The sequence below is a fragment of the Mesorhizobium sp. M6A.T.Ce.TU.016.01.1.1 genome, from assembly GCF_003997065.1.
GTDB lineage: Bacteria > Pseudomonadota > Alphaproteobacteria > Rhizobiales > Rhizobiaceae > Mesorhizobium > Mesorhizobium mediterraneum.
Window position 1 is genome coordinate 338,761 of record NZ_RZTJ01000004.1, and the last position, 19,286, is coordinate 358,046.

17 protein-coding genes are annotated in these 19,286 nt (G+C 63.2%); 16 read left to right on the plus strand and 1 reads right to left on the minus strand.

Going from position 1 to position 19,286, the window contains the following annotated elements; genetic code table 11:
• The 12 genes from EOC94_RS10355 (at position 1) to trmB (ending at position 13,061) form a co-directional block, all read left to right on the plus strand.
• Positions 1–1,107: a DUF1513 domain-containing protein gene (locus tag EOC94_RS10355; protein WP_127290235.1), complete on the plus strand. Its 1,107-nt coding sequence runs from the start codon at positions 1–3 to the stop codon at positions 1,105–1,107.
• 181 nt (positions 1,108–1,288) lie between these two features.
• Positions 1,289–1,966 carry a tRNA (adenosine(37)-N6)-threonylcarbamoyltransferase complex dimerization subunit type 1 TsaB gene (gene tsaB, locus EOC94_RS10360; protein ID WP_126103758.1) on the plus strand — a complete coding sequence of 226 codons (678 nt, stop codon included), beginning with the start codon at positions 1,289–1,291 and terminating at the stop codon, positions 1,964–1,966.
• Positions 1,966–2,460, plus strand: coding sequence for a ribosomal protein S18-alanine N-acetyltransferase (gene rimI, locus EOC94_RS10365; RefSeq protein WP_127290237.1), 495 nt, complete (start codon positions 1,966–1,968; stop codon positions 2,458–2,460). Before tsaB ends, rimI begins: the two co-directional genes overlap by 1 nt.
• Before the next feature lie 68 nt (positions 2,461–2,528).
• Complete coding sequence (locus tag EOC94_RS10370) at positions 2,529–3,329, plus strand: 1-acyl-sn-glycerol-3-phosphate acyltransferase (RefSeq protein WP_127290239.1); 801 nt, start codon at positions 2,529–2,531, stop codon at positions 3,327–3,329.
• A gap of 213 nt (positions 3,330–3,542) precedes the next feature.
• On the plus strand, positions 3,543–4,952 hold the full coding sequence (gene miaB, locus EOC94_RS10375; protein ID WP_127290241.1) for a tRNA (N6-isopentenyl adenosine(37)-C2)-methylthiotransferase MiaB: 1,410 nt from the start codon (positions 3,543–3,545) through the stop codon (positions 4,950–4,952).
• Positions 4,953–4,978: 26 nt separating this feature from the next.
• Positions 4,979–6,028: a PhoH family protein gene (locus EOC94_RS10380; RefSeq protein ID WP_095487850.1), complete on the plus strand. Its 1,050-nt coding sequence runs from the start codon at positions 4,979–4,981 to the stop codon at positions 6,026–6,028.
• Between the two features lie 17 nt (positions 6,029–6,045).
• Positions 6,046–6,552 (plus strand): rRNA maturation RNase YbeY, encoded by a 507-nt coding sequence (gene ybeY, locus EOC94_RS10385; protein WP_127290243.1) that lies wholly within the window; start codon positions 6,046–6,048, stop codon positions 6,550–6,552.
• Between the two features lie 27 nt (positions 6,553–6,579).
• Positions 6,580–7,653, plus strand: a complete 1,074-nt coding sequence (locus EOC94_RS10390) for a hemolysin family protein (protein ID WP_095487854.1) — start codon at positions 6,580–6,582, stop codon at positions 7,651–7,653.
• Between the two features lie 932 nt (positions 7,654–8,585).
• Entirely contained in the window at positions 8,586–10,178 is a 1,593-nt protein-coding gene (lnt, locus tag EOC94_RS10400; protein ID WP_127290245.1) for an apolipoprotein N-acyltransferase, read from the plus strand.
• Between the two features lie 137 nt (positions 10,179–10,315).
• Positions 10,316–10,735 carry a helix-turn-helix transcriptional regulator gene (locus EOC94_RS10405; protein ID WP_095487857.1) on the plus strand — a complete coding sequence of 140 codons (420 nt, stop codon included), beginning with the start codon at positions 10,316–10,318 and terminating at the stop codon, positions 10,733–10,735.
• A 308-nt stretch (positions 10,736–11,043) separates the two neighbouring features.
• Entirely contained in the window at positions 11,044–12,333 is a 1,290-nt protein-coding gene (gene metK, locus EOC94_RS10410) for a methionine adenosyltransferase (RefSeq protein ID WP_127290247.1), read from the plus strand.
• Positions 12,334–12,359: 26 nt separating this feature from the next.
• The gene (gene trmB, locus EOC94_RS10415; RefSeq protein WP_095487859.1) at positions 12,360–13,061 is read left to right on the plus strand and encodes a tRNA (guanosine(46)-N7)-methyltransferase TrmB; all 702 of its coding nucleotides are present in this window, start codon (positions 12,360–12,362) and stop codon (positions 13,059–13,061) included.
• A gap of 80 nt (positions 13,062–13,141) precedes the next feature.
• On the opposite strand, the gene EOC94_RS10420 is transcribed toward trmB, so the two are convergent.
• Complete coding sequence (locus EOC94_RS10420) at positions 13,142–13,306, minus strand: hypothetical protein (protein WP_095487861.1); 165 nt, start codon at positions 13,304–13,306, stop codon at positions 13,142–13,144.
• 337 nt (positions 13,307–13,643) lie between these two features.
• Here EOC94_RS10420 and rimP point away from each other — a divergent pair, with 337 nt between their 5' ends.
• The 4 genes from rimP to infB are packed head-to-tail and all read left to right on the plus strand — an operon-like array spanning position 13,644 to position 19,185.
• Complete coding sequence (gene rimP / locus EOC94_RS10425; protein WP_095487863.1) at positions 13,644–14,288, plus strand: ribosome maturation factor RimP; 645 nt, start codon at positions 13,644–13,646, stop codon at positions 14,286–14,288.
• A gap of 48 nt (positions 14,289–14,336) precedes the next feature.
• Entirely contained in the window at positions 14,337–15,932 is a 1,596-nt protein-coding gene (gene nusA / locus EOC94_RS10430) for a transcription termination factor NusA (RefSeq protein WP_029356954.1), read from the plus strand.
• Positions 15,933–15,970: 38 nt separating this feature from the next.
• On the plus strand, positions 15,971–16,621 hold the full coding sequence (locus EOC94_RS10435) for an RNA-binding protein (protein WP_095487865.1): 651 nt from the start codon (positions 15,971–15,973) through the stop codon (positions 16,619–16,621).
• The gene (infB, locus tag EOC94_RS10440; protein ID WP_127290249.1) at positions 16,618–19,185 is read left to right on the plus strand and encodes a translation initiation factor IF-2; all 2,568 of its coding nucleotides are present in this window, start codon (positions 16,618–16,620) and stop codon (positions 19,183–19,185) included. Before EOC94_RS10435 ends, infB begins: the two co-directional genes overlap by 4 nt.
• Positions 19,186–19,286 lie beyond the last annotated feature (101 nt).

Here is a 19,286-nt window from a genome sequence, read left to right on the forward strand (position 1 = left end):
CTGAAGACGCCGCTGATTGATCGTCGTGATTTCCTCAGGGCCGCAGGCATCGGCTTTGTTGCCGCGATGGCGCCTTCCGCATGGGCGAAGACGCTTAGCACGCACGCCGTCTTCGCCACCGCCTTCGTCAAGCGCGACGGCAGCTATGGCGGGGCCATCCTGTCCGAAGCCGGCAAGGTCCTGCACGTCATCGACCTGCCCGCCCGCGGTCACGACGTCACCTTCGATCCGGTCTCGAAGCGCTCCGTGGTCTTTGCCAGGCAACCCGGCACCTTCGCGGTGGTCTTCGACCACACTGGCCGCGACGAGCCACTGACCATTGCCAGCGTCAGTGGACGGCATTTCTTCGGCCACGGCGTGTTTTCGACCGACGGTGCGCTGCTCTACGCCACCGAGAACGATTTCGACAATGCCGTCGGCGTGGTCGGCGTCTATGACGCGCGCGTGAAATTCAAGCGCATCGGTGAGTTCCCGACCTACGGCATGGGCTCGCACGAGCTTCTGCTGCTGGGTGACGGCAGGACGATCGCCGTCGCCAATGGCGGCATCGAAACGCATCCGGATTACGGCCGCGCCGAACTCAACATCGCAACGATGAAGCCTTCCTATGTGCTGGTCGACCGCCTCACCGGCGACCTCATCGAAAAGCACGAACTGCCGCCGGAGCTGCACCAGCTGTCGATCCGTCACATGGATCTCGACCGATCCGGCATGGTCTGGTTCGGCTGCCAGTACAGGGGGCCGGGCACCGATCGTCCGCTGCTGGTCGGCCGCGCCGCGCGTGGCAAGGATCTGCAACTGCTCGACATGCCGCAGGACGTCCTCTCCGGCTTCCGGAACTACATCGGCTCGGTCGCCGCCAACCCCGCCGCCGGCACCGTCGCGGTGTCCTCGCCGGAAGGCAACTCGCTTGCGGTGATCGATGCGGCCAGCGGCCGGATCGTCACCACCAACGCATTGGCCGAGGTCTGCGGTTTGGCGCCCGATGGGGCGAACTTCATGGCGACGACGGGCACCGGCGAAATCGTCGAAGTGGGCGGCGCGACACGGTCTGAGCCGGACTATGTCTGGGACAATCACATGCTGCGCATCGAGCAGGCCGGATAAGCGCTTCCGGCACCGGTTCCCTAACGGTTGCGCTCGCTGGAAGTTACCGTCTTCAGGCGAGGCCGAAGCGAAGCCGTCAAACGATTTATGCATTATCCCCTTGCGGGGATGAGCCATGGCAGGCACAGGGAAATTGTTTTTCGAACCCTGTGCCCAAGCGGGTGCTCCAACCGGCCGTCTCATGAAGTTGCTTGCCATCGACTGTGCCGCCAATCTCTGCGCCGCCTGCGTCTACGACGCAGCGGCCGGGAAGGAGCTCGGCCGCTCGGTGCTCGATCTTGGCAAAGGCCATGCCGAGCATTTGATGGCCGTGATCGAAGAGGCGTTGAAGGCGGCCGGAACCGACTATGCCGGCCTCGGCGCTATCGCCGTCTCCACCGGTCCGGGCTCCTTCACCGGCCTGCGCGTCGGCGTCTCGGCGGCGCGGGGCCTAGCGCTGGCGCTGAAAATCCCGGCAATCGGGGTGACGACGCTGGAAGCGCTGGCGGCGCAAGCGAGAGCGACATTTCCCGGCCGCGCCGTGCTGGCCGCGCTCGACGCCGGCCGCGAGGAGATCCATGCAGCACTTTACGACGAAGTGTCGGTTCTGCGCTATGGTCCGGCCGTGAGCACGCTTTCGCAAGCCGCGACTATCGCGGCGGACAGTTCTCCGGTTCTGGCCGGCACAGCGGCCACGCAAATCGCCGCGTCGGCCGGGCGCGCCTTCGACATTGGCCCGACAAGTGCCACGGCCGACATTGTCGTCTATGCCCGTCTGGCCGCTGCCAACGGCGAGGGCGAAAAGCCGAAACCGCTCTATCTGCGCGGGGCGGACGCCAAGCCTCAGGCAGGGTTTATTCTATCAAGGCAAAAAAACTGATGCGCATTCCTTTCCTCCAGCCGCGCCGCAGGGACTTTGCGCTCGAACCACTGACGATTGCCGACAGCGCGGCCATGTCGGTGCTGCATCGCGAGGATTTCGTGCGGCCGTGGACCGACGACGAGTTCGCCATGCTGCTCGAGCAGGACACGGTGTTCGGTTATGCTGCGCGACAGACCGGACAGGGTGCCAAGCCGCCGGTCGGCTTCGTGCTGGCGCGCCTGGCTGCCGGTGAAGGCGAGATCCTGACTGTCGCGGTGGCGCGCTCCCATCGACGCCAGGGGCTCGGCTGGCAATTGATGGATGCGGTGCTGCGCGAACTGCACGCGCAACGCGCCGAGGCGCTTTTCCTCGAGGTCGACGAGACCAACATAGCTGCGATCGCGCTCTACCGGCGGCTCGGATTCCGCGAGGTCGGCAAACGTGCCAACTATTACAGATCGCCAGAGCACGGCCCGACCGGCGCGCTTGTCATGCGTCGCGATCTTCGCTAGCGCAGATTCAAAATTGCTAGAGCGTGCTTGTGCGCTCTAGCCAGAACTCGGGGCAGGGCCAAGAGCGGATGATCGGAAAAATCAGGATTTTCTTGGCGCTGGGCCTCGTTGTCGCCGGCTCGTTGATCCTCGTGCCGTTGCAGATCCTATCGATGAAGACCGGGCTCTGGCGCGAGACGTTCATCCTGAAGATCTGGCACCGGCTCATCATCCGGGCGCTGGGCATGCGCATCCATGTCAAGGGAACCCTGTCCAGCCAGCGCCCGCTATTGGTTGCTTCGAACCACGTCTCCTGGACCGACATCATGGTGCTGGGGTCCATGGTCGACGTGACATTCATCGCCAGGGCCGACATGGCCGGCTGGCCATTGATCGGCATGCTGTCGAAGCTGCAGCGCACCGTCTTCATCGAGCGCGAGCGCAAGCGTTCGTCGGGCGACCAGGCGAGCGAGATCGCCAGCCGCATGGCCAAGGGCGACGCCATGGTGCTGTTTGCCGAAGGCTCGACCGGTGACGGCAACATGATCTTGCCGTTCAAGAGCACGCTGTTCGGCGCCGCCTCGATGGCGATTTCGGAAGGGGCGGCCGAAAAGGTCTTCATCCAGCCGGTGGCGATCGTCTACACGCGCCTGCATGGCGTGCCGCTCGGCCGCAGGCACCGACCGATTGCCGCCTGGATCGGTGACGAGGATTTGATGCCGCATCTCAAGGTTCTGATGGCAGAGGGCGGGCTCGACGTCGAAGTGCATTTCGGCGAGCCGGTCGCCTTTTCCAAGGGCTCCAACCGCAAGGAAACGGCACGGCTGATGGAAAGTCGGGTGCGTGATATGGTGCACATGGCGCTCGCCGATCCGCGCCCGAGCCGATAGGTCGGAAAGGCTCACGTGCTCCATAGTTCTTTGCGCATCCAAGAGGACACGCGGCGCTAGAGCATTTTGCTGCCAAGTGGAATCATTTGGCGTCGCACAAATGCGGCTAAAACAAACAAATAGAGCCGGATGCCCCGTCCAATCCAAATGCATCCCGCTCTATGGAGCAGAATCGTCTGTTTTTTGTCTGGGAAAGGCGTTAGAAGCCGCCGGATGGAACTGAATACGATAGAACGGGACGACATCGAAAGTGCGGCCGAAAGTGCGGTCGTACCATCTGCCGCGACCAGGAAGGTCTTCGTCAAGACCTATGGCTGCCAGATGAATGTCTATGATTCGCAGCGTATGACCGACGCACTGGCCGCTGATGGCTATGCGGCGACGGATGCTATCGGCGAGGCCGATCTGGTGCTGCTCAACACCTGCCATATCCGCGAGAAAGCCGCCGAAAAGGTCTATTCCGAACTCGGCCGCATTCGTGAGATGAAGGCCGAACGGGCTCTGGCCGGCCGCGAGATGCTGGTCGGAGTCGCCGGCTGCGTGGCGCAGGCGGAAGGAGCCGAGATCATCCGTCGCTCGCCGGCCGTCGATCTGGTCATCGGCCCGCAGACCTATCACCGGCTTCCGCATGTGCTGGCACGGGTGCGCGGCGGCGAAAAGATCGTCGAGACCGACTACGCCATCGAGGACAAGTTCGAGCACCTGCCGCAGCCGAAGCGCGCCGAGATCATCAGGCGCGGCGTCACCGCGTTCCTGACCGTGCAGGAAGGCTGCGACAAGTTCTGCACCTTCTGCGTCGTGCCGTACACCAGAGGCTCGGAAGTGTCGCGGCCGGTGGCGCAGATCGTCGCCGAGGCCGAGCGGCTGGCGCAAGCCGGCGTGCGCGAGGTGACGCTGCTTGGCCAGAACGTCAATGCCTGGCATGGCGAGGGCGAAAACGCCGACGAATGGGGTCTTGGCCGCCTGCTGTTCCGGCTGGCCGAGATTCCCGGGCTGGCGCGGTTGCGCTACACCACCAGCCACCCGCGCGACATGGACGACGAATTGATCGCCGCCCACCGTGACTTGCCGACACTGATGCCCTATCTGCACTTACCTGTGCAATCCGGCTCCGACCGCATCCTCAAGGCGATGAACCGCAGGCATACGGCAAAGGACTATCTGACGCTGCTCGACCGGATCCGCGCCGCGCGGAGCGATATAGCGCTTTCGGGCGACTTCATCGTCGGCTTTCCCGGCGAGACGGAAGCGGATTTCGAGGCAACGATGGACCTTGTACGCCAGGTGAACTATGCCTCGGCTTTCTCGTTCAAATATTCGCCACGCCCCGGCACGCCGGGCGCCGAGATGGCCGATCATGTGCCGGAAGCAGTCAAGGACGAACGTCTGCAGCGGCTGCAGGCGCTGCTGCTGAAGCAGCAGCAGGATTTCGGTGCGAGCCTGGTCGGCAGCACCATCGACACGCTGATCGAGAAGCCCGGTCGTCAAGCCGGCCAGAAGGTCGGCCGCTCGCCGTGGCTGCAGCCGGTTATTGTTGATGAAAAGTCCGGCGAAATCGGTGAGATTATCCAGGTACGAATCACGAAGACGGGTTACAACAGCCTGTTCGCCGAATTGGCCTGAAGGTCTCGGCAGATGAGGAGAGACGGTTGAGCGCTGCGGAAGTGAAGAACCTGCCCCAGAACCTACCATCGGGGGCTTCGGATATGGCGCACATCGTTCTGACTTTCGACAACAACAAGCTTGCCAGCGCCCTTTATGGCCAGTTCGACGAGAATCTGGCCAGGCTCGAGCAGAAGCTTGGCGTCGATATCCGATCCCGAGGCAACCAGCTGACCATCAAGGGCTCCGCCTCGGCCGCCGAGCAGGCGCGCCGCGCCCTGGATAATCTCTACGGCATTCTCCAGAAAGGCGCTGACATCGGCCAGTCGGACGTCGACGGCGCCGTGCGCATGGCGATCGCCGCCGACGACCAGCTGACGCTGCCGACGCTGGAGCGCAAGGGCAAGGTGTCCGCCGCCCAGATATCGACGCGCAAGAAGACGATCTATGCCCGTTCGCTCAACCAGGACGCCTATATGCGCGCGCTGGAGCGGTCCGAACTCGTCTTCGGCATCGGCCCGGCCGGCACCGGCAAGACTTATCTGGCGGTAGCGCATGCGGCGATGCTGCTCGAGCGCGGCATGGTCGAGCGCATCGTGCTGTCGCGGCCGGCCGTCGAGGCCGGCGAGCGGCTTGGCTTCCTGCCCGGTGACATGAAGGAGAAGGTCGATCCGTACCTGCGGCCGCTCTACGACGCGCTTTACGACATGATGCCGGCCGACAAGGTCGAACGGGCGATTGCCGCCGAGGTGATCGAGATCGCGCCGCTAGCCTTCATGCGCGGCCGCACGCTGGCGCACGCCGCCGTCATCCTCGACGAGGCGCAGAACACCACACCGATGCAGATGAAGATGTTCCTGACCCGCCTCGGCGAGAATTCGCGCATGATCGTCACCGGCGATCCGACCCAGATCGACCTGCCGCAAAACACCAAATCGGGTCTGGTCGAGGCGCTCCGGATCCTCGACGGCGTCACCGGCATGGTGACAGTGCGCTTCAACGAAGGCGACGTCGTCAGGCATCCGCTGGTCGCCGAGATCGTCAAGGCCTACGACCGCGACGGCAAGCTGGCCCGGGGCCTGGGCACCGAAGGCTGATGTGAAGATGCGGCCTTATGGCTGAGGACAAAAAGTCTGTAGGCGGGGATCTTTCGGTTCCCGTCGACATCGATATAGCGGTTGAAGCGGGCGACTGGCCGGATGAGGCCGCGCTGACGCGGCTGGTCGATCGCGCCGTTGCCGCCGCTTTTGCCGAAACCGGCGCCGCCGGCCGCTCCGAGCTCAGCATCGTCTTTTCTGACGATGCCCATATCCGCAGCCTCAATGCCGGCTGGCGCGGCAAGGACAAACCGACCAACGTCTTGTCTTTCCCGGCGTTTCCGCTCGCCAAGGGCGGTCCGCTGCCGCACATGCTGGGCGACATCGTCCTGGCCGCCGAGACGGTCGCGCGGGAAGCCGCACTGGAAGACAAGCCTGTCGACAACCATATCACCCATCTCGTCATCCACGGCCTGCTGCATTTGCTGGGCTACGATCACGAGACCGACGCCGAGGCCGAGGAAATGGAAGCCAAAGAACGCGCAGCGCTTGCGAGGCTTGCCATTCCCGATCCCTACGCGTAACTAAAAAGATCAAATGACCGGACGACGATGAACGACAAACCAGAGACTGCCGCCCGCCCAGACGCCGGCAGTGCGACCAAGCCATCCGAACAGACGGAAGAGGGCTCTAGTCCGAGTACCACGACCGGCAGCTTCGCCAGCGAGCCATCGCCTGCCGGTCCTTCCCTGTTCGATCGCGTGCTCGGCCTGTTCAGGCAGCGCAACGGCACCAGCCTGCGTGAGGAGATCGCCGACGCGCTTGCCGAAACCGCGAGCGATGCCGGCGCCTTTTCGCCCGGCGAACGGGCCATGCTCAACAACATCCTGCGCTTGCGCGAGGTGCGCGTCGAGGACGTCATGGTGCCGCGCGCCGACATAGAGGCGGTCGAGATCACGACGAACCTCGGCGATCTTCTGGGACTGTTCGAGCAATCCGGCCATTCCCGCATGCCGGTCTATTCGGAGACGCTCGACGATCCGCGCGGCATGGTCCACATCCGCGACGTGCTCGCTCACATCACCAAGATCGCCCGCGTCAGAAAGGGCAGGACGACCAGGAAAGCCGCCGCCACCACGCTTCTCGATCTTGCCAAGGTCGATCTCGCGCGCACCATCGGCGACCTGAACCTGATCCGCCCGGTGCTTTTCGTGCCGCCGTCGATGCTCGCCTCCGATCTCATGGGGCGGATGCAGGCGATGCGCACCCAGATGGCGCTGGTCATCGATGAGTATGGCGGCACCGATGGCCTGGCCTCGCTCGAGGATATCGTCGAGATGGTGGTTGGCGACATCGAGGATGAGCATGACGAGGACGAGCCGATGATCACCCAGACCGGCGAGGGCGTGTTCGTCGTCGACGGCAAGGCCGAGATCGACGAAGTCACCAAGATGATCGGCGAGGATTTCGCCGCCGGCGAGCATGGCGAATATGTCGACACGATCGGCGGCATGATCTTCAACACGCTTGGCCGTGTTCCGGCCCGCGGCGAAGTGGTGCAGGCCATACCTGGTTTCGAATTCCTTGTGCTCGACGCCGATCCGCGCCGCGTCAAGCGCGTGCGCATCGTGGAGACCCAAAAGGGCGAGCGCCGCCGGCGCGCGGTGCGCGCCGAGCAGGCTTGAAGACGCCGCTCGACCGATGACGGTCGACGATCCGTTTCAAGCACGCAACCCTGCGCGCTGATCCCGCGAACTTCTGCACGGGTGGTAAGCGGCCATTTGCCAGCCGTCACAACACGCTGTAGCGGAAACTTGTCCCGCGCCGTGCTATACTGACCAAGCCGACCTGCACTGCACCGCAGTTAGGGAAATGCCTCACGGCGCGGAACCTGCGGGAGTCGCCAGTCCAGATCAGAAAATAAAATGACATGGTGGATGACATGTCCCTCGACGCCACTGATTTCGCTCAAGCAGTTGAAAAATACCACCTCGCTTTGGATGAGTTCATGAAAGGAAACCCCGCGCCTGCGAAGAAGCTCTTTTCTCAACGAGACGATGTAACACTGGGCAATCCCTTTGGCCCTTTCGCGCATGGATGGAAGCAGGTCGTTGAGACGATGGAGCAAGCGGCATCGAATTATAGGGACGGCGACGCTACCGGTTTCGAGAACATAGCGACATGTGTGACGTCTGAGCTGGCATACCTCGTCGAAGTAGAGCGGCTCAGGTCCAAGGTTGGCGGTCGCAGCGATGTCACGCCTCTTGCGTTACGCGTGACGAGTCTTTCGTCCAGAAGATGGTCTCTGGAAGATTGTGCATCGTCATGCCGATCCGATAGCGACGGCTCAGCCGGCCAATTCGGTACTCCGCCGATAGGCGCGGTTGTGGTTTGGGGAGGCGGTCGATATCGCAAACCCTTGCTGCGGCAACGCGGCGGTTCTTCATTCCGTTCTCGGCGAAGGTTGGCCCGCGTCATCGGGCTCGTAGCATCAGGCGTCCGCAAGGAGTCGCGAGCCGAATTCAATCCGGCACGTTGGCTGAAGCGGTGGCCGTTTGGAGCGCGGACCGCGGCCTGATAAATCTTGCTCCGTGATTCGCACGACTCGGAAGCATCGATGAAGCGCCTGGCCGGCCGGATAATTCTGCTGTGGGGCTGGCGCCGCGCGCTTGTGGCGTTTCTTGCCGGGGCGCTGGCGGTTCTTGCCCAGGCGCCTTACGATTTCTTCGCCGTCTGTTTCGTTTCGTTCCCGCTGCTGGTCTGGCTTCTCGACGGCGCGACCGGCGAAGCCTCCGATGGCTGGTTCCGGCGTTTGCGGCCTGCTTTCGCCATCGGCTGGTGGTTTGGCTTCGGCTATTTTCTCGCTGGCCTGTGGTGGATCGGCTCGGCACTTCTGGTCGAGGCCGACAGCTTCGCCTGGGCGCTTCCCCTCGCAGTGGTCGGAATTCCGCTGGCGCTCGCCTTTTTCTACGGCTTCGCGACAGCGGTTGCCCGGTTGCTGTGGAGCAACGACATCGGCCGCATCGCTGCCCTTGGCTTCGGCTTTGCCCTGGCGGAATGGCTGCGCGACTTTCTATTCACCGGCTTTCCCTGGAATGCCGTCGGCTACGCGGCGATGCCGGCGCCCTTGCTTATGCAGAGCGTGTCGGTGACCGGCATGGTTGGCATGAACGCGCTAACGGTCTTCGTCTTTTCATTGCCGGCCCTGCTTGCGGCGCGCCGGCATGTCCGCCTGGGGGCTGCACTGCTTGTCGTTCTCGTCTCGGCCCATGTCGGCTTCGGCTATATCAGGCTTGCTGCTCCGGAGAAGCCTGCGGAACGCAGCCTCGATGTCCGCATTGTGCAGCCGGCCGTTGACCTCAGCGAGAAGTGGGACGCTTCGGTGCCCGACCGGATCTTCGCCACGCTGATGGGACTTTCGGCCAAAGCGCCGGAGTCTGGCCATGACAAGCCGCTGTTGATCCTATGGCCGGAGACCTCCGTGCCGTTCTTTTTCGCCCAGCGTCCCGATGCGCTGACCGCGCTGGGCGAGATGCTTGGCGACGGCCAGATGCTGATCGCCGGTGTTGTCCGGGAGGAGGGTGGCTCGGCGGCAAATGCCGACAGGCGGTATTACAATTCGGTGGTGGCGATCGACGACAAGGGTGAAATCGCAGATGCCGTCGACAAGGTTCATCTGGTGCCCTTTGGCGAATATCTGCCTTTTGCCGACCTGCTAGGCCGCTTCGGGCTCAAACAGCTTGTCGCCGGGCCGATGACCTATGCGGCGGGCAATGAGCGACATCCGATCGCGCTGCCCGGCGGTATCCGCGCGCTTCCGTTCATTTGCTATGAAGTCATCTTTCCCGATCTGGTGGCGGTTGACGCTACGTCAGCCGAGCTTATTGTGAACGTCACGAACGACGCGTGGTTCGGTGACACGCCGGGTCCATACCAGCATTTCAGGCAGGCGCAGATTCGCGCCGTGGAGAACGGGGTGCCCTTGTTGCGCGCAGCCAATAACGGCATCTCCGCTGTAGTCGATCCGCGCGGACGCATCCTTGACGCACTGGCGATCGACGCACGCGGAGCCATCGATGTCCATGTGCCGATTTCCAATCAGTCCGTCGTTTCTTCCAGCCAAAGGCGCATTAACGGACTGCTGATCATGTTGCTGCTTGGCCTGGCCGCTTTCGCATTGAATGTAAGGCAAAGGCTACGGGTGAATTGACAGTCGACACATTAGAAACTCATACTGTAACCGCCTGAAATTTCTCGAAGTCGGTACGTCGTTCTGTTGGGGCACTGGCCGCCGGCTTCGTTTGGGCAGAAAAACACAAAAAGCCGGAAAAATTCGGCGAGGAAAAAATGGCAGAAGAAAACAAGAAGAAGCCGAATCCTATCGACATCCATGTCGGAAGTCGCATCAGGCTTCGCCGCAATATGTTGGGAATGAGTCAGGAGAAGCTGGGCGAGAACCTCGGCATAACGTTTCAGCAGATACAGAAATACGAGAAGGGAACCAATCGCGTCGGCGCCAGCCGTTTGCAGGCAATAGCCTCGATACTCGGTGTTCCTGTCGCTTTCTTTTTCGAGGACGCGCCGGGCCAGGAGGCCGTGGGCAACCGCGGATTTGCCGAGGATGCATCAATGACTTTTGCGGTCGAATTCTGCGGCAGTCCTGAAGGGCTTCAACTCAACCGGGCCTTCGTCAAGATTGGCGACGTCAAGATACGCCGCAAGATCATCGAGCTCGTGAAGGCCCTTTCAACCGACGAGGTCGATTGATTGGGCCGATTGAGTTGGCAGGCAGTTTAAAGCCGGAAATGGCGAGGATGTCGTAGCCGGGCACGACCTCGCTGATCGCGGAATTTACATCCTGTAGGCAGGCCGGAGAGGAAATCGATTTTGCTCGACGCCCAACGTGTTGGAACTAAGCTCGCCGGCGGCATCCTGCCGCTGGTCGCAGTGGTGCAAGATAATAGCGCGATTTTCATGCCAGAATGGCCGCGCCGCTTGACGAGCGCCGCCCGGCACAGCTAACACGTGGCGCGCCAATCGGCAGCGTGCCGATATTTTTTCAAGAGGGGACACCCGTGACGCGGCAAAACTATTTATTCACCTCGGAATCCGTTGCCGAGGGTCATCCCGACAAGGTTTGCGATCGTATCTCCGACGAGATCGTCGATCTGGTCTATCGCGAGGCCAGAAAAACCGGCATGGACCCCTGGAAGGTCCGCGTCGCCTGCGAAACGCTGGCGACCACGAATCGCGTCGTCATCGCCGGCGAGGTGCGCGTCCCCGAGACCCTGCTCAAGAAGGACAAGGCCGGCAATATCCTGATGGATGCCGCCGGTCATCCGCTCGTCAATCCGGCGAAGTTCAAGTCGGCCGCCCGCAAGGCGATCCGCGAAATCGGCTATGAACAGGCCGGTTTCCACTGGAAGACGGCAAAGATCGAGGTTCTGCTGCACGGCCAGTCGCCGGATATCGGCCAGGGCGTCGACAATGCCTCCGACCGGCAAGGCGAGGAAGGGGCCGGCGACCAGGGCATCATGTTCGGCTATGCCTGCCGCGAGACACCGGATCTGATGCCGGCGCCGATCTACTACAGCCATAAGATCCTCGAATTGCTGGCCGCCGCGCGCCATGAGGGCAACGGCGATGCCGGCCGGCTCGGGCCGGACGCCAAGAGCCAGGTCACCGTCCGCTATGTCGACGGCAAGGCGGCGGAAGTGACGCAAATCGTGCTGTCCACCCAGCATCTCGACGCCAGCTGGGATTCGAAGAAGGTCCGCAACGTCGTCGAGCCCTATATCCGCGAGGCGCTGGGCGAGCTGAAGATCGCCGACAGCTGCAACTGGTACATCAACCCGACGGGCAAGTTCGTCATCGGCGGCCCCGACGGCGACGCCGGCCTGACCGGACGCAAGATCATCGTCGATACTTACGGCGGTGCTGCGCCCCATGGCGGCGGTGCTTTTTCCGGCAAGGACACCACCAAGGTCGATCGTTCCGCGGCCTATGCGGCACGCTACCTGGCCAAGAACGTGGTGGCGGCGAAGCTCGCCGATCGCTGCACCATCCAGCTTTCCTATGCCATTGGCGTCGCCCAGCCGCTGTCGGTCTATGTCGACCTGCACGGCACCGGCAAGGTCGATGAGGCGAAGCTCGAGCAGGCGCTGCGCACCGTGATGGACCTGTCGCCGTCCGGCATTCGCCGTCACCTCGATCTCAACAAGCCGATTTATGCCAAGACGTCGTCTTATGGCCATTTCGGCCGCAAGGCCGGCCGCGACGGGTCCTTCTCCTGGGAAAGGACCGACCTCGCCAAGGCGCTCAAGGATGCACTCGCCGAAGCGCCAGCCGAAGCAGTCGCGGCCTAGCCGCGGCGTCCATAGATCCGAAAGACGTGGATCCGAAAGACCGGCCAAGCCGTGCGACCGAAGCATTTTTCGGTCGCCGGCGCGGCAAGACCATCCGTCCGCAGCAGGCGGCGGCACTGGAAAGCGGCTTCCGCACCTACCGGCTCGATCTGATGGCCGGACCGCCAGCCGAACTGCGCAGCCTGTTCGAAGCGGATGTCTGCGCCATTCATCTCGAGATTGGTTTCGGCGGCGGCGAGCACCTGCTGCATCGGGCGACGGCAGCTCCTGAGACCGGCTTTATCGGCGTCGAGCCTTTCGTCAACGGCATGGCCAAGATGATGATGGCGGTCAGGGAACGGCCGCTGGCCAATCTTCGGGTCTATGACGACGATGCCACGCGCCTGCTCGACTGGCTCCCGCAAGCCTCGCTCGACGGCATCGACCTTCTCTATCCCGATCCCTGGCCGAAAAAGAAACACTGGAAGCGCCGCTTCGTCAGTCCGGTCAATCTCGACCGTTTCGCGCGCGTCCTGAAGTCAGGCGGAAAATTCCGCTTTGCGTCCGATATCGATAGCTATGTGAACTGGACGCTGCTGCACTGCCGGGCGCATGATGCGTTTGAATGGCAGGCTGAAGAGGCAGCCGATTGGCATCGGCCCTATGAGGGTTGGCCGGGTACGCGCTACGAGGCGAAGGCCATTCGCGAAGGCCGTCGGCCTGCCTATCTCACCTTCGTCCGAAGATAGGCGACCAAGTTAAGCAGCGCCCCATCGCGCGCTTTGCCGTCGACGAGGACCAAGGACGTCCTCGTCCTGCTTCGCAGGTCTTAGAAGCGGCCGATCTTGTCGAAGGCGGCCGGATCCACGCCGAGATTGCGCAGATCGTGCGCGCGCGGCTTGCGGCCGGCTTCGACGGCGTGCGAAGCGGCGACGGCGCTGCCGAACACAGTGAAGAAATCGCCGATGGCCGAGAAAACCTTGCGGTTGGTCATGATTATGCCCTTTCGCCTGCTGCAATGTGACTGAATTTGTGCAGCGCAACATAGATAGGCGCGTATTGCCTGATATCACAGGGACGTTGCCGCATGGCCGCCATGCGTCCTGTGCAACGCTGCTGCCTCCTCACGGAGACAGAAAACCGGACAACTGGTGTGCTACCTAATCCGGGCAACTCGTCTGCTTACGACAGACCCCGCATGCGGACTTGAAACGACGGCCGCGATCGTCTATATCAAGCTCAAATTCTTGGTCGGTATGGCGAAGAGTGGGTCCACCCGGTCCCGCTCTTTTTTGTTACCTTCCGACCGCCAATGAAGCGACAGGAATAGAATGACCGCAACGGCGACCGACAGCGACGACCGCATCATCCGCGAAAGCGGCATCGATGCGCGCGTCGCGCTGATCGTGCAGCCGGTGCTGCGTGCCATCGGCTTTCGCCTTGTCAGGGTGCATCTGACGGGCCAGAACGGGCTGACGCTGCAGATCATGGCCGAGCGCGAGGACGGCACCATGACCGTCGAGGATTGCGAAGAGGTCAGCCGGGCAGTGTCGCCGGCCCTCGATGTCGATGATCCGATCGAAAAGGCGTATCATCTCGAAGTGTCGTCGCCGGGTATCGACCGGCCGCTGGTCCGCAAGTCGGATTTCGCGACCTGGACGGGCCATCTGGTGAAGATGGAAACGTCGGTCCTTGTCGCCGACCGCAAGCGCTTCAAGGGCAAGATCGCCGAGAGCGATGCGGACGGCGTGCTGATCGAGCGCGACAAGGCGGCCTATGGCGAGGAGCCGACGGTGCGCGTGCCCTACGATGCGATTGCAGAAGCGCGGCTGATCCTGACCGATGACCTTATCCGCGATGCGCTGTCGAAGGACAACAGGGCGCGCAAGGAAGCCAAGAAGCGCCGCGGCGAACCCGAAGACGCGCCAGAGGGCGTAGAAGCGGGCGCGGAAGACGAAACCGAACAGGAAATGTGATTGGGCTGCCGGGCGCAAAGGCTCGGCAACAAGCTCGGGAGAAAAAAGATGGTTGTAAGCGCCAACAGGCTTGAACTGCTGCAGATCGCCGACGCGGTCGCGCGTGAAAAGTCGATCGACAAGTCGATCGTCATCGCCGCCATGGCCGATGCGATCCAGAAGGCGGCGCGCTCGCGCTATGGCCAGGAAACCAACATCCGTGCCGACATCAATCCGAACACCGGCGAGATGAAGCTGCAGCGGCTGATGGAAGTGGTCGAGAAGGTCGACGACTATGCGACGCAGATCGCCATTTCCTCGGCGCGCGAGCGCAATCCCGACGCCCAGCTCGGCGACTTTATTGCCGAGCAGCTGCCGCCGATGGATTTCGGCCGCATCGCCGCCCAGTCGGCCAAACAGGTCATCGTCCAGAAGGTGCGCGAGGCCGAGCGTGACCGCCAATATGACGAGTACAAGGACCGCATCGGCGAGATCGTCAACGGCACCGTCAAGCGCGTCGAATACGGCAATGTCATCGTCGATCTCGGCCGTGGCGAGGCGATCATCCGCCGCGACGAGCTGATCCCGCGCGAAAACTACAAATATGGCGATCGCGTCCGCGCCTATGTCTACGATGTGCGCCGCGAGCAGCGCGGTCCGCAGATATTCCTGTCGCGCACCCATCCGCAGTTCATGGCGAAGCTGTTCACCATGGAAGTGCCGGAAATCTACGACGGCATCATCGAGATCAAGTCGGTCGCCCGCGATCCGGGCTCGCGCGCCAAGATCGCCGTCATCTCGCGTGACAGTTCCATCGATCCGGTCGGCGCCTGCGTCGGCATGCGCGGCAGCCGCGTTCAGGCGGTGGTCGGCGAATTGCAGGGCGAGAAGATCGACATCATTCCGTGGTCGCCTTCGGCCGCTTCCTTCATCGTCAATGCGCTGCAGCCGGCGGAAGTCGCCAAGGTCGTGCTCGACGAGGACGCCGAACGCATCGAGGTCGTGGTGCCGGACGACCAGCTGTCGCTGGCTATCGGCCGCCGCGGCCAGAACGTCCGGCTTGCCTCGCAGCTCACCGGCTGGGATATCGACATCCTGACCGAGCAGGAAGAGAGCGAGCGCCGCCAGAAGGAGTTCGTCGAACGCTCGGCGCTATTCATGGATGCGCTCAACGTCGACGAGATGGTCGGCCAGGTGCTTGCCTCCGAGGGCTTCACCAGCGTCGAGGAAGTCGCCTATGTCGACGCCGACGAGATCGCATCGATCGACGGCTTCGACGAGGACACCGCCTCCGAAATCCAAGCCCGCGCCCGCGAGTATCTGGAGAAGATCGAAGCCGAGCATGACGAGAAGCGCAAGGCGCTGGGCGTCAAGGACGAGCTGCGCGAGATTCCCGGCGTGACCACCGCCATGATGGTGACGCTCGGCGAGGACGGCGTGAAGACGATCGAGGATTTCGCCGGCTATGCGGCCGACGACCTGACCGGCTGGAAGGAACGCAAGGACGGCGAGACGAAGGTGTTCCCCGGTGTGCTCGCCAGTCACGGCGTGTCGCGCGCCGATGCCGAGCAGATGGTTCTGGCTGCCCGCCTCAAGGCCGGCTGGATCACCGAAGACGAGCTTGCAGCCGAAGACGTGCCGGCTGACGAAGCCGTTGGTGCGTGAGGTGAAACCGCATCGCACACAACCCGCCCTTGGACGAGATGAACGATCGCACTTGCATCGTCACGCGCAGACAGGCCGAACCGGATGAACTGATCCGTTTCGTCGTCGGCCCGGATTCGGCCGTCGTTCCGGATATCAAGAAAAACCTGCCCGGCCGCGGTTGCTGGGTGACGGCCGACCGCCTACATATCGACAAGGCGGCAGCGAAAAACCTGTTCGCTCGCGCCTTTAAGGCGCAGGTGATCGTGCCGACCGATCTCGGCGGCATGGTCGACGGGCTGCTTTCCAGATACGCTCTGGGCATGCTCGGTCTTGCCCGCAAGGCAGGCGCGATCGCGCTCGGCGCCACCAAGGTTGAGAGCGCGGTGCGTGGTGGGCTGGCGCTTTTCGTGTTGCATGCGACCGAGGCGTCAGATGATGGCGTCCGCAAGATTAGCCAGGCGCGACGGGCAACCGTCCATCTTGGTGGCCCCGCCATCCTTGCCTACAAACTTTTCTCCGAGGCCGAGTTGAGCTTGGCATTGGGGGGTACAAATGTGATACATGCTGCCGTTCTCGCGGGAGACGCGGGCAGGGCGGTGCAGAAGCGCATGGTTGCGCTCGACCGGTATCGGGGCGGTTCCCCGGACGATCTGGCAATGCTTGCGGCCGTTGCTGACGAAGATGATGCCGCAGAGGATATGGAATGAGCGATACGAAATCGGGCGACGACAAGACGTTGAGTGTGACGCCGAAGAAGACCTTGACGCTGAAGCGCCCCGGTACTGAACAGGGCACCGTGCGCCAAAGCTTCTCGCATGGCCGCACCAAGGCGGTCGTGGTCGAGACCAAGAAGCGCAAGTTCTCGCTGCCCGGCGACAAGCCGGAGCCGGCTGCTGCCCCTGTGTCAGTCTTCACGCCGAAGCCGCCGGTCGCGGCAGCGCCCGTTGTGCAGGAAGCGCCCAAGGCGCCGCCGCCTCCGCCGCCTGTCGAACGCGGCGGCATGGTGCTGAACGAATTGTCGCGCAATGAGATGGAGGCGCGCCGCCGGGCCCTTGAGGGCTCGAAGGTGCGCGACGTCGAGGATCGCCAGCGCGCCATCGACGAGGCCAAGCGCCGCGCCGAGGATGAAGAGCGCCGCCGTCGCGAGCGCGAGGAATCCGCGCGCCGCCAGGCCGAGGAAGAGGCTCGGCTGCAGGCTGAGGCCGAGTCCCGCCGGCGTGCCGAGGAAGAGGCGCGTCGCCGCGCGCCGCTGGCCGCCGAACTGGCGACAGTCGACGACGAGGACGTCAAGCCGAAGCGGACCGGCGCCGGTGCCCCGGTGCGCCGTCCGGTCACGCCCGAAGTGGCGCGTCCGGCCAAGCCGACCAAGGGCGAGGAAGATCGCCGCCGCGGCAAGCTGACGCTGAACGCCGCACTTTCCGATGAGGATGCGCGTGCGCGTTCGCTGTCGTCGATGCGTCGGCGCCAGGAGAAATTCAAGCGCGCGCTGCATAACGAACCGCGCGAGAAAGTCATGCGCGAAGTGATACTGCCCGAAACCATCACCATCCAAGAACTGGCGCAGCGCATGTCCGAGCGCGCCGTCGACGTGGTCAAGTTCTTCATGAAACAGGGCCAGATCCTGAAGCCTGGCGACGTCATCGACGCCGATACGGCCGAGCTGGTCGCCACCGAATTTGGCCACACGGTTCGCCGCGTCGCCGAGTCCGACATCGAAGAAGGCCTGTTCAACATCGCCGATCGCCCAGAAGATCTGGAATCGCGGCCGCCGGTGGTAACGATCATGGGCCATGTCGATCACGGCAAGACGTCGCTGCTCGATGCTATCCGCAACGCAAATGTCGTGTCCGGCGAGGCTGGCGGCATCACCCAGCATATTGGCGCCTATCAGGTCGAGAAGAACGGTCACAAGATCACCTTCATCGACACGCCCGGCCACGCCGCCTTCACGGCGATGCGCGCCCGCGGCGCCCAGGCGACTGACATCGCCATCCTCGTGGTGGCGGCCGATGACAGCGTGATGCCGCAGACGATCGAATCGATCAGCCATGCCAAGGCGGCCGGCGTCCCGATCATCGTGGCGATCAACAAGATCGACAAGCATGACGCCGACCCGCAGAAGGTGCGCTCCGAGCTGCTGCGCCACGAAGTCTTCGTGGAGTCGATGGGCGGCGAGGTGCTGGATGTCGAAGTGTCGGCGACCAAGGGCACCAATCTCGACAAGCTGCTCGAAGCGATCCTGCTGCAGGCCGAAATCCTCGACCTGAAGGCCAATCCGGACCGCACCGCCGAGGGCGTCGTCATCGAAGCCCAACTCGACAAGGGCCGTGGTCCCGTCGCCACGGTGCTGGTGCAGACCGGCACACTGATGCCCGGCGACATCCTCGTTGCCGGCAACGAGTGGGGCCGGGTGCGCGCGCTGGTCAATGACCGCGGCGGGCAGATCAAGGAAGCGCCGCCGGCGATGCCGGTGGAGGTGCTCGGTCTGCAGGGAACCCCGCAGGCCGGCGACCGTTTCGCCGTGGTCAACAATGAGGCCCGCGCCCGCGAGATCACCGAATATCGCCAGCGTCTGGCGCGCGAGAAAGCAGTGGCCAAGCATGCCGGCCAGCGTGGCTCGCTCGAACAGATGATGTCGCAGCTGCAGACGAGCGGGCTGAAGGAATTCCCGCTGGTCATCAAAGGTGACGTGCAGGGCTCGATCGAGGCGATCAACGCGGCGCTGGACAAGCTCGGCACCGACGAGGTGCGTGCGCGCATCGTCCATGCAGGTGCTGGCGGCATTACCGAAAGCGATGTGTCGCTGGCGGAAACGTCGGGCGCCGCAATCATCGGCTTCAACGTCCGCGCCAATGTGCAGGCGCGCGCGGCTGCCGCGGCGGCAGGCATCGAGATCCGCTACTACTCGATCATCTACAATCTCGTGGATGACGTGAAGGCGGCGCTCTCCGGCCTGCTTTCGCCGGAGCGTCGCGAGACCTTCATCGGCAATGCGGAGATCCTCGAGATCTTCGACATCACCAAGGTCGGCAAGATCGCCGGCTGCCGTGTCACCGAAGGCAAGGTCGAGCGCGGTGCGGGCGTTCGCCTGATCCGCGACAACGTCGTCATCCACGAAGGCACGCTGAAGACCCTGAAGCGCTTCAAGGACGAAGTGGCGGAAGTCCCGGGTGGCCAGGAATGCGGCATGGCCTTCCAGAACTACGAAGACATGCGCGTCGGCGACGTCATCGAGTGCTTCCGCGTCGAGATGGTGACCAGGACGCTCTGAGTTCGAACAGCTTGAGTTCGAGCATCTACTGAGACCGGGCGGTGGTCGAAAGACCGCCGCCCAAAGCATATGAGACATGCGGCGCGGTCCCATCCCGCGCT

Coding starts and splice junctions, on each gene's coding strand:
- EOC94_RS10390 (WP_095487854.1), top strand. CDS start 6,580: ATGAACGACAAACCAGAGACTGCCGCCCGCCCAGACGCCGGCAGTGCG.
- EOC94_RS10405 (WP_095487857.1), top strand. CDS start 10,316: ATGGCAGAAGAAAACAAGAAGAAGCCGAATCCTATCGACATCCATGTC.
- ybeY (WP_127290243.1), top strand. CDS start 6,046: ATGGCTGAGGACAAAAAGTCTGTAGGCGGGGATCTTTCGGTTCCCGTC.
- EOC94_RS10420 (WP_095487861.1), bottom strand. CDS start 13,306: ATGACCAACCGCAAGGTTTTCTCGGCCATCGGCGATTTCTTCACTGTG.
- lnt (WP_127290245.1), top strand. CDS start 8,586: ATGAAGCGCCTGGCCGGCCGGATAATTCTGCTGTGGGGCTGGCGCCGC.
- rimI (WP_127290237.1), top strand. CDS start 1,966: ATGCGCATTCCTTTCCTCCAGCCGCGCCGCAGGGACTTTGCGCTCGAA.
- EOC94_RS10370 (WP_127290239.1), top strand. CDS start 2,529: ATGATCGGAAAAATCAGGATTTTCTTGGCGCTGGGCCTCGTTGTCGCC.
- nusA (WP_029356954.1), top strand. CDS start 14,337: ATGGTTGTAAGCGCCAACAGGCTTGAACTGCTGCAGATCGCCGACGCG.
- rimP (WP_095487863.1), top strand. CDS start 13,644: ATGACCGCAACGGCGACCGACAGCGACGACCGCATCATCCGCGAAAGC.
- infB (WP_127290249.1), top strand. CDS start 16,618: ATGAGCGATACGAAATCGGGCGACGACAAGACGTTGAGTGTGACGCCG.
- tsaB (WP_126103758.1), top strand. CDS start 1,289: ATGAAGTTGCTTGCCATCGACTGTGCCGCCAATCTCTGCGCCGCCTGC.
- miaB (WP_127290241.1), top strand. CDS start 3,543: ATGGAACTGAATACGATAGAACGGGACGACATCGAAAGTGCGGCCGAA.
- EOC94_RS10435 (WP_095487865.1), top strand. CDS start 15,971: ATGAACGATCGCACTTGCATCGTCACGCGCAGACAGGCCGAACCGGAT.